This is a genomic window from Paenibacillus sp. FSL R7-0128, assembly GCF_038002245.1.
Lineage (GTDB): Bacteria > Bacillota > Bacilli > Paenibacillales > Paenibacillaceae > Paenibacillus_AQ > Paenibacillus_AQ silagei.
Map to the genome: position 1 here is coordinate 4781786 of NZ_JBBOCD010000001.1, position 13025 is coordinate 4794810.

General features: G+C 54.8%; 12 protein-coding genes. 4 read left to right on the plus strand and 8 right to left on the minus strand.

The window, feature by feature from the left end; genetic code table 11:
- Positions 1 to 4: 4 nt before the first annotated feature.
- Positions 5 to 1639, minus strand: a complete 1635-nt coding sequence (locus tag NST26_RS20145; protein WP_340979684.1) for a GGDEF domain-containing response regulator — start codon at positions 1637 to 1639, stop codon at positions 5 to 7.
- 233 nt (positions 1640 to 1872) lie between these two features.
- Between NST26_RS20145 and NST26_RS20150 the strand changes: the two genes are divergently transcribed.
- Both NST26_RS20150 and NST26_RS20155 read left to right on the plus strand, forming a co-directional pair.
- A complete protein-coding gene (locus NST26_RS20150) occupies positions 1873 to 2142 on the plus strand; it encodes an ACT domain-containing protein (RefSeq protein WP_036700808.1) in 270 nt (89 codons plus the stop codon).
- 23 nt (positions 2143 to 2165) lie between these two features.
- Positions 2166 to 3524, plus strand: a complete 1359-nt coding sequence (locus NST26_RS20155) for a PFL family protein (protein ID WP_036733006.1) — start codon at positions 2166 to 2168, stop codon at positions 3522 to 3524.
- A 349-nt stretch (positions 3525 to 3873) separates the two neighbouring features.
- On the opposite strand, the gene NST26_RS20160 is transcribed toward NST26_RS20155, so the two are convergent.
- The 3 genes from NST26_RS20160 to NST26_RS20170 all read right to left on the minus strand — a co-directional run bounded on the left by NST26_RS20160 (position 3874) and on the right by NST26_RS20170 (position 6898).
- Positions 3874 to 4770: a sigma-70 family RNA polymerase sigma factor gene (locus NST26_RS20160; RefSeq protein WP_340958029.1), complete on the minus strand. Its 897-nt coding sequence runs from the start codon at positions 4768 to 4770 to the stop codon at positions 3874 to 3876.
- A 106-nt stretch (positions 4771 to 4876) separates the two neighbouring features.
- The gene (locus tag NST26_RS20165; protein WP_036733003.1) at positions 4877 to 5323 is read right to left on the minus strand and encodes a carboxymuconolactone decarboxylase family protein; all 447 of its coding nucleotides are present in this window, start codon (positions 5321 to 5323) and stop codon (positions 4877 to 4879) included.
- Positions 5324 to 5443: 120 nt separating this feature from the next.
- Positions 5444 to 6898, minus strand: coding sequence for an MFS transporter (locus NST26_RS20170; RefSeq protein WP_340979687.1), 1455 nt, complete (start codon positions 6896 to 6898; stop codon positions 5444 to 5446).
- Positions 6899 to 7112: 214 nt separating this feature from the next.
- On the opposite strand from NST26_RS20170, the gene NST26_RS20175 reads away from it, so the two are divergent.
- A complete protein-coding gene (locus NST26_RS20175) occupies positions 7113 to 7556 on the plus strand; it encodes a MarR family winged helix-turn-helix transcriptional regulator (RefSeq protein WP_076079243.1) in 444 nt (147 codons plus the stop codon).
- Between the two features lie 31 nt (positions 7557 to 7587).
- Here the strand turns inward: NST26_RS20175 and NST26_RS20180 are convergent, their stop codons facing one another.
- Complete coding sequence (locus NST26_RS20180; RefSeq protein ID WP_339249231.1) at positions 7588 to 9027, minus strand: response regulator transcription factor; 1440 nt, start codon at positions 9025 to 9027, stop codon at positions 7588 to 7590.
- A gap of 1002 nt (positions 9028 to 10029) precedes the next feature.
- Positions 10030 to 10908: an SMP-30/gluconolactonase/LRE family protein gene (locus tag NST26_RS20185; RefSeq protein ID WP_339249232.1), complete on the minus strand. Its 879-nt coding sequence runs from the start codon at positions 10906 to 10908 to the stop codon at positions 10030 to 10032.
- Between the two features lie 124 nt (positions 10909 to 11032).
- Between NST26_RS20185 and NST26_RS20190 the strand changes: the two genes are divergently transcribed.
- A complete protein-coding gene (locus NST26_RS20190; RefSeq protein ID WP_339257533.1) occupies positions 11033 to 11659 on the plus strand; it encodes a GyrI-like domain-containing protein in 627 nt (208 codons plus the stop codon).
- Positions 11660 to 11661: 2 nt separating this feature from the next.
- On the opposite strand, the gene NST26_RS20195 is transcribed toward NST26_RS20190, so the two are convergent.
- Positions 11662 to 12327, minus strand: a complete 666-nt coding sequence (locus tag NST26_RS20195; protein ID WP_036732991.1) for a hypothetical protein — start codon at positions 12325 to 12327, stop codon at positions 11662 to 11664.
- Positions 12320 to 13006 (minus strand): hypothetical protein, encoded by a 687-nt coding sequence (locus tag NST26_RS20200; protein ID WP_036732988.1) that lies wholly within the window; start codon positions 13004 to 13006, stop codon positions 12320 to 12322. Before NST26_RS20200 ends, NST26_RS20195 begins: the two co-directional genes overlap by 8 nt.
- Between the last annotated feature and the right edge of the window lie 19 nt (positions 13007 to 13025).

Genomic DNA, 13025 nt, shown 5'->3' on the forward strand with positions numbered 1-13025 from the left:
GCATTTAGAACAGAAACCGGTGGGCCAGACGCTCAATCCGGGTCAGCAGCTCCGGCAGATGGAACGGCTTAATGACATAATCATCCGCCCCCATCTGCAGCGCATGGACAATATCCCGCTGGTTATTGCGGCCGGTCAGCATGATCACGAGAATGTTCACCTCAGGATAGCCGCTGCGGATCTTCTCCAGCACCTCAAGCCCGTCAAGCCCCGGCATGACGCCGTCCAGCAGAATCACATACTTCTCTTCAGGAGCATACCAGTCCGATTTCAATAAAAGCGCGCCGTCCGCGTAACTCGTAACCTTCACTCTGGCGTTAGTCCCGGGCTGCCAGGCAGCGAAGTGGGTCGTCACCATTCTGCGGATCAGCGGATCATCATCTACAATAATGACATTCAGCAGCGTCTCGCGCTGGCCCAGCAGCAGATCCTGGCTGTACAGGGTGCTCTGGTTCCTGCCGTTATGCTTGCTGGCATAGAGCGCCAGATCCGCTTCCTCTACTAATGTATCGGCATCCTGCACCTCTCCGTTAACCTCGGTCACTCCGCAGGAGAAGGTAACATGGAAGCTCTCACGTTTGGCCTGGAATTCCCGGGCCGCGAAGACCTCCTGAATCCGCTCCATCACAAGCAGCGCCTGCTCCACAGGAGTATTGGGCATGAACAGGGCAAATTCCTCGCCGCCATAGCGGCAGAAGGTATCCTCCGTGCGGATGGACTGCTTCACCAGCTCCGAGAAGCTCTGCAGCACCTCGTCCCCCATCAGATGCCCGTAAGTGTCGTTAACCTGCTTGAACAGATCCAGGTCCAGCAGAGCGAGGGAGAAGGTCCGCCCAGTCCGTCTGAAATCGGAGATCAGCTGCTTCATCGTCTGGTTGAAGTACTTGCGGTTGAACGCCCCGGTCAGCTCGTCGACAATGATCGATTCCTGCCACTCCTTTTTCAGCTCAAAGCGGTTCTTGATCAGCACCATGAATAAATCGATGTCCACCGGCTTCTGTATGTAATCCATAACACCCAGCGAGTAGGCATACTTCTGAACCTCTATCGAATGCTCTCCGCTAATCATAATGATCGGAATCCGTTCTTTCTTAGCCTTGCCGATAATCTGCTTCAGTACATCAATCCCGCTGCGGTCCGGCAGCAGAATATCAAGGAGAATCAAATCCGGCTTGTTCTCATAAAAAAGCTTCAGTCCGCGTCCGGCCGACAGCGCAATGCTGACATAATAGGACTGGCGCTCCAGCGATTCACGCAAAAAAGCGACCAGCTCCACATCATCGTCCACGATCAGAATCTCGTACTGCTGGTGGACATTGCCGTGGGACAATGCAATCCCGGGAGTCAGCGGGGGCACCGCGCCTTTCGATTCCGGTTCGTCAAAGAGCTCCAGCACCGGATAGATATAATCGCCCCATTCTGCTTCCGTCCAGCTTCTATGGTTATCATCCGAGAAATAGAGCAGCGCATTACCTGAGAAAGCCTCTACGGTATCGAGACCCACAGTGCCCGAGGTGCCCTTCAAATTATGCAGGAAACGGTAAATATCCTTCTCCTCGACTGCTGACTGTTCCGACCATTTCTGCAGAGTTTCTCTCGTGCGCTCTTCAACCAGCTCTTTATATTTTCTCGTTGTCATAATAGCTCCTTATATCCAGCTTATCGTTCAAAACTCAAATAAATCATATTTCACATCAGGTGTCAATATTATTATACGCTCAGGAAAATGCAGGCTCAAATCTCTGAGCAGCCCGACACAAAAGCTTTGGTTGATAACCTATCCTTGATTTGACATAATAATTAAAATCGTTCATTCCGTTAATGCGGCAATGAGCGAAGATTTCAGACCATGGATAACGGGAGGCTTTTCAATTGAAGGGGATTATTACGGTACTCGGAAAAGACAAGGTAGGCATTATCGCCAAAGTGTGTACATACCTCGCAGAGCACAATCTGAACATTCTGGACATCTCCCAGACGATTGTGCAGGATTATTTCAACATGATGATGATCGTGGACATCTCTGCCCCCAGCAAGTCCTTCGAGGAGATTGTGGAGGAGCTTCAGCAGGTAGGGGAAGACATCGGTGTGGAAATCAAGCTGCAGCATGAGGATATCTTCAATATTATGCACCGGATTTAACCGGCGAGGGAGGAGCAAGGCTAGTGATCTCGATAGTAGAAGTTCAGGAGACGAATAAAATGATCCGGGAAATGAACCTGGATGTCCGCACCATTACGATGGGCATCAGCCTGATGGACTGCGCCCATACCGACATGAAGGTGTTCAACCAGAAGGTATATGACAAAATTACCCGCTCTGCCGAGAAGCTCGTGAAGACCGGCGAGGATCTGGAGCGCCAATTCGGGGTGCCGATTGTCAACAAACGGATCTCCGTAACGCCGATTTCGATTGCTGCGGGAGCTGTACATACCGATACCTACGTGCCTGTCGCCCAGATTCTGGACAAGGCCGCTAAGGAGGTAGGCGTCAACTTCATCGGCGGGTATTCCGCGCTGGTGCAGAAGGGCTGTACGAAGGGCGACCGGATTCTGATTGACAGTATTCCGGAAGCGCTGGCGGTGACCGAGAGAGTCTGCTCCTCCGTCAACGTCGGCTCCTCGCGGAGCGGCATCAACATGGACGCCGTGAAGCTGATGGGCGACATCATTCTCCAGACGGCGGAGCGCACCAAGGACCGCGACTCCATCGGCTGTGCCAAGCTGGTTGTATTCTGCAATGCGGTGGAGGATAACCCGTTCATGGCCGGTGCCTTCCACGGGGTGGGCGAACGGGAGTGTGTGATTAACGTTGGCGTCAGCGGTCCGGGTGTAATCAAGCGGGCGCTGGAAGAGGTGAAGGGTCAGGACTTCGAGACCCTGTGTGAGACGATCAAGCGTACAGCCTTCAAGGTCACCCGTGTCGGCCAGCTGGTCGCCCAGGAAGCCTCCAAGCGCCTGAATGTACCCTTCGGCATCATCGACCTGTCGCTGGCCCCTACGCCCGAGATCGGCGATTCCATCGCAGAGATCTTCCAGGTGATGGGCCTGGAGGAAGCCGGTGCTCCCGGCACCACAGCTGCACTGGCCATCCTTAACGACAATGTCAAAAAAGGCGGAGTCATGGCCTCCTCCTATGTCGGCGGCTTAAGCGGCGCCTTCATCCCGGTCAGTGAAGACCACGGCATGATCCAGGCGGTCCAGCGCGGGGCGCTGACTCTGGAGAAGCTCGAAGCTATGACTTGTGTCTGCTCTGTAGGCCTGGACATGATTGCCATTCCCGGCAGCACCAGCAAAGAGACCCTCGCAGGCATCATTGCCGATGAAGCCGCCATCGGCATGGTCAACAACAAGACCACAGCGGTCCGCGTCATTCCGGTCATCGGCAAGGACGTCGGTGAAATGGTCGAATTCGGCGGCCTGCTCGGATATGCTCCAGTTATGGCTGTCAACCCGTTCAATTGTGCGGGCTTCGTCAACCGCGGCGGACGGATTCCCGCGCCGATTCACAGCTTCAAGAACTAAGTGAGCATGCAGGCTTAATTGCATTCTGTACATCTAAACCTCCTGATTTTCAACCCATTCTGCGTTTAGTTGTATATCGTACATGTATAAGGCCGTTTTTTCTTACTACTCACCCTTTCAGGCAGAGTTAGTTGTACAGACTACACTTAGACGTGGCATGTGTGAATTTTTGCTGTTTTTAAGTGTACGTTCTACAACTATCCCTAAATTTCACTTGGAGCAAAAGACTTCCATCGAGGAAATGGGTGAGTTTTATTATTTTCTTTAACAACCAATAAGACACGCTGCCTTCCCTCTCCGGGGGCAACGTGTCTTATTGGTTGTTGTGCCGGGCATCAAGAAGCGGGCATCAGCGCTGCGGCAGCTCTGGCGGTACGATAATATGGGACAGCTTTGCAGGGTCCATCAGAAGATACAGGCTCTGAATCCGTTCCCCGCTGGAATCCGTACTCAGGCAGAGCACGCACTTCACCACTCCCTGATCGGTGAAAATCAGACCCGGCTCGCCGTTCAGCAGTCCGCAGGAAGGCTTCCACTCCCGCAAATAGTGCATAACCCGCTTCGAGGTCAGCAGTGCAGTAACTCCCCGGCGGCCGGTCATCGGCCGGAGAATCGTATGCACCTCGCGGCCTCCGCCGTCGGCAACCAGTACCGGATGCTCGCCCAGCAGCTCCAGCATGCCGCCAACGTCATAGGAGGTGAACGCGGCAGTGAAGCGCACCAGCAGATTCTCGGTGACTGCTCCATATCTGAGCGAGGGTAACCGGGAAGCCGGCTCTGTCTGCAGGATACGCTTGGCCCGGCTGAAGATCTGCCGGCAGTTGCTGCCCGACTTGCCTACCATTCCGGCAATGGCTTCATAGTCGTATTCGAAGGCCTCCCGCAGTACGAATACCGCACGTTCCGTGGGAGACAGACGTTCCAGCAGCACCAGAAAAGCATACGACAGATTATCCTTGCGTTCTGCCGCCGCTTCCGGGCCGTCATATCCCTCGCTTACCGGCTCAGGCAGCCACTCCCCGATATAAGTCTCTCTGCGGCTGCGTGCCGAGTTCAGCATATTGAGGCAGCGGTTGGTCACGCCTTTGGCCACATAGGCTTTGATATTCTGAATGCCGCTCCGGTCCCGGTGCTGCAGCTCGGCGAACATATCCTGCACCGCATCCTCTGCATCGGCAATCACGCCAAGCATCCGGTAGGCAATGGAGAAGGCATAGCCTTTATAGCTCTGATACAGCTCCTCCATACCGGGATTCTCCGCTGCAGGTGTCTTGGCCTGAGCCGTTATTTTACCCCTGTCCACTTCATGCCTCCCCCCTTCCTTACGATTCCGGCTGCTTCATTAACCAAAGTTAGCCGAAGCAGCCCGGGAACATCCCGGTTGTAATGGCAATCCGGTTCCAGCTGTTGATTGTATTGATCGCCATAATCCAGTCTACCAGTTCCTCTTCGCTAAAGTGCGTAAGCATCTTATGGTACAGCTCCAGCGGAACGCCAGCTTCGCTGATCAGCGTGACCTGCTCGGCGAATTCCAGCAGCACACGTTCCTTCGCACTGAATAACGGCGCTTCGCGCCACACACTCAGCAGCAGAATATGATCAGCATAGTTGCCCAGCTTCATCAGATCCTTGCCGTGCATATCCAGACAGAACGCACAGCCGTTGATCTGGGAGACCCTTATTTTAACCAGCTCATACAACACCTTATCCTTGCTGCGGCTTCCTGCATGCTGCTCCAGCGCCATCATTGCCCGGAATGCCGGGCCGTTAACCTCACGATAATTCATTCTTAGACTCAAATTAGGTCGCCTCCATTATGGTTGTATTGCTCTTCATAACTGTAGACAAGATAGAGCCGGAGATTGTGACACAATAAAAGCAGGACAGCGAAATTCCGCAGCCCTGCCCGTTTATTCATGTTATGCGCTCAGGCTCTTGGCCCTGCGCGAGGAGAACAGCCGCCAACCGGTCAGGAGCGCCGATAACAGGCAGATCCCAGACGAAGCCAGGAAGACTGCATGCATCCCCGAGAGGAACAGCTCCGGACGTCCTTCTACCAGCCCGGTAACCCGGTAGCCGGCCTTGCTGCTCATTACATTGAACAGGATCGAGGTCGCTAAGGTAATTCCGACGACCATCCCCACATTACGGACCAGCGAATTCACGCTGCCTGCCGAGCCTAGCTGTGTTCGCGGCACCGTGGACATAATCAGCGAGTTGTTCGGTGAGCCGAACATCCCGCTGCCGATGCCGAGCATGGCGATCCAGACGCCGACCAGCATAACCGGACTGCCTTCATGCAGCCGGGCCAGCCCGAACTGGGCAACCACCATCACGATCAGCCCTGCGAAGGTGAGCAGCTCCGAACCGATTTTGTCCGACAATGCCCCGCTTAACGGAGCGACTATCACCATGCAGATCGGGTAGAGCATCAGCAGGAAGCCTGCATCAAAAGGGGACATGTTCAGCATATTCTGCGCATAAAACGGCGCGATGATATTGAAGCAGAAGTTCGAGACGAACACCAGAAAAGCACAGAATATGCTCAGTGAAAACAAGGGATTCCTAAACAGGGTAAGCTGAAGCAGCGGCTGGGCGCTGCGCTGCTCCACAATCAGGAAGACGATGAAGGTAATCACCGCAGCGGAGAGAGCGGCAATGATCCGGGTATCCCCGTATCCAAGCTGCTGGCCGAGCAGAAGTCCGGCGAACAGAGAAACAATGAAGACAGCAAACAGCAGGCTGCCGGGAACATCAATCCCTGACTTCACGCGTACCAGATCCTTCGGCAGTACCTTCCAGCCCAGTGCAATCGCCAGAATGCCAATCGGCACATTCACCCAGAAAATATACTCCCAGCCCATCGACGATACGATAATTCCGCCTAGGCTCGGCCCCGCTATACTGCCGAGGGACACGAAGGTTCCAATCAAGCCGAGAGCCTTGCCGCGTTCCGTAGACGGGAAAATATCCGTAACAATGCCCTGGCTGTTCGCCATAGTCATCGAAGCACCGACCGCCTGCACTACACGGGAAGCAATGAGCAGCGGCAGGCTGTGGCTTAATCCGCAGAGCAGAGAGCCAATGGTGAAGACGACCATGCCCAGCTTGAACATCCTGATTTTGCCGGCAATGTCACCCAGCTTCCCGAAGAACAGAATCACTGAACAGATCGCCATCAAATACCCGGTTGTCACCCATTCTACCTGGGCCACCGGCAGTGCCAGCTCCTTCACCAGCACCGGCAGCGCAATATTCACAATACTTCCGTCCAGTGTAGACATAAAAGTAAACAAGTTAAGAACGATCAGAATCAGCCAGCGCTTCTTCTGTATCCCGGCATCCTCCTGATAGGTCGCCTCTAAGCTGCTCATCCACTAACACCCTCTTGTATCAAATGTAATCTAGTTGCACACGCAACAAACTAATCCTTCACAGTGTACTGCAAATTAGTTGCGCACGCAACAAACTAATCCTTCACAGTGTACTGCAAATTAGTTGCGCACGCAACAAAATTACGGTAAGATCTGAGACAGGGCGGTATGCCTTAGGCAGGCTGCCGTTATAATCCTCAGCGAGGTGTCCATTGTGACTTCAAATAAAGAACCCATCGGGAAGCTGATCTCCCATCTTCACCGTCAGAACCAAAAAATACTGGCCAAGGAGCTGCTTCCCTACGGCATCGGCAGCGGAGGCCAGCATAGCTTCTTAAAGCTGGTGCTGAGTCATCCGGGGATCACCCAGGATCAGATGACCAGCCGGATTAAATGCGATAAAGCGACAACTACACGCTCCGTCAAGCTTTTGGAGGCCTCGGGATATATTGAGCGCCGGACAGATCCGACCGACCGACGCTCCTTCCTGTTGTATCCAACTCCCAAGGCGCTCGATTTCGCCCCCGCCTTCCAGGCGCTGCTGGATGACTTCAACCGCGAGCTGTCCATGGACCTCACCGAGAGTGAGCTGGATACGCTGATAGATCTGCTCCATAAGGTCACCCGTAACTCAGACCGGCTGAACGGGCAGGGCTGAGCGTATTCATTAAGTGGAGACAATCCAGCAGTCACTGCTGTCCCCCATGTTCAGCCGCGAATAAGGCGCCTTGAAGCTGGCCTTCTGCGCGGAATTCACTCGGCAGCTTGCCGACATGCTCCCGGAACAGCTTGCTGAAATAACGGTCATCCCCGAAGCCGGACCGGCAGGCAATTTCACACACCGGGACAGGGGTCTCCAGCAGCAGTGCTTTCGCCAGCTCCAGGCGCATGCGCCGCAGGCACTCCCCGAAAGTCTCACCGGCAAAGCGGGCGAAGCACCGGCTGAAATAGCCGCGGCTCATATGGATAGCAGCGGCAACATCGCCCTGATTGATTTTATCGCCGGCATGGCTCTTCATATAACGCACAGCGCTGATCAGGCAGAGCATCACCTCTTGACTCAGGCCCAGCTCAATCATCCGGCGCTGGACATACCCCGTGAACTGATGCAGCCAGACTTGCCAGTGCCGCCAGTGCCGATTGCACTCTGCCGCCAGCGCGAGCTGCTGTGCTTCCTCCGCCGTAAGCAGCAGCCGGCTCCAGCCCCGCAGCAGCTCTTGGCCAAAGTCCGCCACTGCCGCAGGGTCCGGCTGCTGCATCGCAACCCCGCTGAGGAACAGATCCCATTCTCTCCGCTCCAGCGTCCAGCGTAGATTCTGCGCCTGTACCAGCGCGGAAGGGACGCCCGTCTCCGGCCGTTGCCGCGCGGCCAGCGCCTGCAGTTCACCATAGTGCAGCCTCGGGAGCGCCTGGCCGCCCGCCGCATAGAACAGCGCCTGCCGGGCTGACTGTTCCAGCACCGCAGCAATTCTCTTCAGCGGCTGACCGCGCACCCCCTCCAGCAGCGCCGCTGTCCAGCTTGTCCCAAGCACCGCTCCCAGCTCTCCTCCGATCCGCGCTGCATCCATAGGATACGGCAGCGGAGACAGCCACATCCCCGGCACAGCATGCAGCGTGGAATTCCTCACCAGAGACAGCGCATACAGCTGCTCTTCCTTCAGTTCCGGCGCAAGCGGCACATATAGCAGTGCTTTGTCCTCAGCGATTATTTTTTGCTCTGCCTTTGAAGGGGTGCTCTTGTTTCCGTCCTCCCACCTGATCCGCTCCACCAGTCTGCGGATAATTTCATCGGCATTCTCCGGCTCCAGCAGCGTTTTGACAATGTAATCCACCGCTCCCAGCCGCAGCGCCTCCTGCACATCATCGAATTCATGGTGGCAGGTCAGCACCACGCAGCGTACCGCAGGATACCGCAGCCTCACCTCTCGGATCAGCTCGAACCCGGTCATCCCCGGCAGCGACAGATCCACGAACAGCAGATCCGTCTCCTGCTCGCGCAGCAGCTCCAGTGCCGCATGCCCGTCTCTGGCCTCTCCGGTAATCACCACCCCGAAGGACGGCCAATCCAGCAGTGAGATGAAACCCTTGCGCACCAGACGCTCATCGTCTACGACAACAGCCTTAATCATCGAAGTCCTCCTTGCTTTTGATAGGAATAATGATGGATACCGGGTTCCGTCTTTCTCACCGCTCTTCGTGAAAGCGTTTCAATATATAGATACAATACCATATTTTGTTTATTCTGAAAATAAAAAGGCATGCACTTCAGGCTTGAACTCGATGCTTGGTCGTCGCTGTGGTGAACCTCTGACTTCCGGCCGCTGTTGTCCCCAGATTTCATGATTTCTTACAACATAAAAAGAGCTGCTCACAGGCAGAATATCCGCCTTATAAACAACTCCGCTTCTGCTATTAGGTACTAGTAGAGCATCAGATCTAAAATGGTGGAGTCAGGGCTCCCCTCCGCTGGAGGCCTCGGTCTAACGGACGGAGGAACTTATATTCTGGAAAGAAGGCTTTCTGTTCGTAGCGTACCATTTAGAGATAAGTGTATTCTGTGCGACTACAAACAGTGACACGGAAGATTTTCCTCTTCTAACTGTAGTCTGTACAACTAAATCTGCCACGATGGGCGAAAATCCAAGTATAGAGACATTTTAATTGCACGAAATACACCTAAACAGAGATTCGGCGGTATATCCGACGAATTAGTTGTACAGATTGCAATTAAGCCCACCTCAGTTGCCGACTTTATTCTCACATTCAAGTAGCTGATTGTATTTCCTGCAATAGAAAACGAATAGCTGGCCGTAAAAGGAGAGTCTATTGTATTTCATACAGTAGACTGTTGGGTTTTGGGTGAAAAACGGCCTTTTTTTAACGTTCCATTGTACGGATTACAATTGATTCTATTTCGAAGCCTTTTTTACAGCATTCCATTGTACAAAATGCAGTTGCTATCGTTCCAGCACCTATAACATAACTGCGCTCTGATGCTGTACTAGTGCATACACTTTGTCCCAATGACTTCACTATTCTAATCCTTCAGGCCTCATCATGCCCAACCACAATTTAAAGACTGATGCTCTACTAGGGCAGGCCCCCCGCCCGACTTCCCTCCGCTGTCCTCCCTAAAAAGCCGCCCGATTAGCCTCCCGGCCCCTCACTCCCGGCTTGAACCGGAACAGTCCGCCCGCCTGCGGCCAGCGTTCCTGCTCTTCTGCACTCATGTATCCGCGTGCCGTAGTGATGTACAGTTCATCCAAATTCCCGCCGCCGAAGGCACAGGAGGTTACATAATGCGACGGAACCTCGATTTTCTCCAGCTGCTCGCCTGTATCGGGATTCCACCGCGAGATACAGCCTCCGCGCCAGTGGGCGACCCAGAGCATGCCTTCACAGTCGATCGTCATGCCATCCGGCCAGCCTTCGCCTTCCGCCAACCGGATGACTGTCCGGCGCCCGCTGACCGAGCCGTCTGCCAGCGAATAATCCATTATATCGATCCCCTTGGTCAACGTGTCAATATAATACATGACCCCCAAGCTGTCGTTCCAGGCCAAGCCGTTGGAGATGCCGATCCCAGTCAACACCTGCCGGACCTCACCGGCGGATTCCATTACATACAGGCTGCCCTCTCTTCCCGTAAACCTTCTGTTCATCGAGCCGAACCACAAGCGTCCACGGCTGTCGCATTTGGCATCATTCAGCCGGTTACCGGGAATTCCGGTCTCCACCGCTGCCAACAGCTCCACAGGCTGATGCTCCATATATCTGTAGATCCCGTCCTCCATCGTCAGAATCCAGCCGCCGCGCTCCGCCGGTACGGCTGCACTTACCTTTCGCTCAAAGGAATGAATATCATCCGTCCCCTTGCCAGGGTCATAGAGATGTAATTCATTGCTGTCAACATCCATCCAATACAATCTGCCCTTCCTGTGATCCCAATGGGGACCTTCTCCGAGTGCCGCCTTCGCAGCAACCACGCATTCCATCGTTCCGCTCAACATAAACCCTCCTCGAATAAATACTTTCTATGTACTACTGCCCCTCCAGCCTCCAACCTGACATACATCTGTCCGGTTCGCATGCTATGCTGAATGCAGCACAATCCTATGAACTGAGGTGACCTATATGAAATTCGAATGGAGAAAACAAGACAAAGCCCTATACCTCCCCCCTGCCGAACCGGGGCTGATTCAGGTACCCGCCTTCCCGTATTTCACCCTGCAGGGTGAAGGTAATCCCAACGGCAGCGCATTCGCAGAAGCAGTCGCTGTGCTGTATTCCTTATCCTACACAGTCAAAATGCTGCCGAAAAAAGGCCCCGCACCCGAAGGCTACTACGACTACACCGTCTTCCCGCTGGAAGGAGTATGGGATCTCAGCGAAGCCGGACGCCGCTTAGCCGCTCTTGATAAGAACGAGCTGGTATACACCATAATGATCCGGCAGCCGGATTTCCTGACCCCTCTGCTTGCTGCAGAAGTGCTGGAGCAGGTCAAGCGCAGCAAGCCGCACCCGCTGCTGGACAAGGCCGTCTTCGCCCGCATCGAAGACGGCCTGAGTGTACAAATGCTGCATATCGGCCCCTATGATGATGAACCGCACAGCTTCGCCAGAATGGAGCAATTCTGCTCTGCTCAGGGCCTGCTGCGGGAGTCTCACCTGCACCGCGAAATCTATATCTCGGATGCCCGGCGTGCCCGCCCGGAGAAGCTGCGAACCGTGCTGCGGTTCAAGGCCGCCCGGCAGGATTAACGCTACATTTTCACCGCATTCCTTACCGTTGAGCTCTTGTGCACCTCCAGCAACTCCCGGTACTCCACCGTCTCAATCTCGCAGCCGGGCCCGATCACAACGCTTCCGCCCCGGACGGTCTGCGCCTGCGTATGCTGAAGCTCGATCCGATCTCCTTCGATCAGCCGGGCCGCGAAGCTCATCTTCTTCCCGGGTCTAAGCAACGCGCCGGAACGGCTGCGCTTGATGGAGATGCTGCCGCCGCCGACCGTATCCGCCCTACAGGGGCCGAATAACGTCAGGTCGAGCCTCTCCGCATTTAATAGTCCGCTGACCTCCAGGACTCCGGTAATCTGCACCTGCTCTGCTTCACAATCGCCCGTAACTATGATCCCGCCGGTCAGCTTGATATCCTCAATCCGCAGCCCGCCGCCTGCCGTAAGCTCTCCTTGTCCGCGCAGGCTGGCTGCGTCTACCCGGCCCTTCACCTTGCACTCCCCGGTGATTTTGATATCCTGTACCCGAAGATTTCCTTCAACCGCTACCTCTCCGGTCTGCGCAAGCTTATGGCAGTCCACATCCCCGCTAAAGGTACATTCTCCCGTCACCTTTACATCCTTAAAAACTCCGCCGACAGAGCTTGACGTTCCGAGTATCTTCAGATCATGGCGTTCTACCGCTTCATTCACCGGTCTTCTCCTCCTTTCCCACCTGGGCACCGGGATGTACAGTCAGTCCCGTTCTATACTCCACCCGGCCAATCGAGCAGCCCTGTCCGATAATGACCGTACCGCCCCTCACTACATCTGCACTCGTGTATTCCAGATCTAGCGTATCTCCCTCGATGAGCTTGGCCCGCAGCCCGATTTTGAGCTTGGGGATCATTCCGCCGAGCAGTCTGCCCCAGGCCGCGTTACCTTTTTTGCGGATCACCAGGCTCTCCACGCCAATCTCCCCTGCCTCAGACTGACCCTGTAGCCCGAACTCCATCCGGCCCGCACTCAGCAGGCCCCCCACCGTGAATACCCCTTCACCGGTCAGCTCCTCCAGCTCACAATCGCCCTTCAGCTTCAGCATGCCGTCCATTACACAGCGCTCTCCCCGCAGACTGCCTTCTCCGTTCACTACTCCATTCAGCTTCATTTCACCAACCTGCAGATTGCCCTTCAGATTGAGAGTTCCGTTCATCTCCAGCTCATCGGCCGTGAGGTCACCCTTCTGCTTCATCACGCCGTCACAGCTATAGGTATGTGCGTGGAGCGCTCCGTTCATCTTACTGACACCGTTGATATTAACTTTGTTATATCTGCCTCCGGCAGCTGTGTTGACCCCATCCATCACCAGATCCGGCAGTTCATTCTTCTCCATGGTCCAGCCTCCTGTGGTT

Coding starts and splice junctions, on each gene's coding strand:
- NST26_RS20145 (WP_340979684.1), bottom strand. CDS start 1,639: ATGACAACGAGAAAATATAAAGAGCTGGTTGAAGAGCGCACGAGAGAA.
- NST26_RS20160 (WP_340958029.1), bottom strand. CDS start 4,770: ATGGAGGAGCTGTATCAGAGCTATAAAGGCTATGCCTTCTCCATTGCC.
- NST26_RS20170 (WP_340979687.1), bottom strand. CDS start 6,898: ATGAGCAGCTTAGAGGCGACCTATCAGGAGGATGCCGGGATACAGAAG.
- NST26_RS20180 (WP_339249231.1), bottom strand. CDS start 9,027: ATGATTAAGGCTGTTGTCGTAGACGATGAGCGTCTGGTGCGCAAGGGT.
- NST26_RS20185 (WP_339249232.1), bottom strand. CDS start 10,908: ATGTTGAGCGGAACGATGGAATGCGTGGTTGCTGCGAAGGCGGCACTC.
- NST26_RS20190 (WP_339257533.1), top strand. CDS start 11,033: ATGAAATTCGAATGGAGAAAACAAGACAAAGCCCTATACCTCCCCCCT.
- NST26_RS20200 (WP_036732988.1), bottom strand. CDS start 13,006: ATGGAGAAGAATGAACTGCCGGATCTGGTGATGGATGGGGTCAACACA.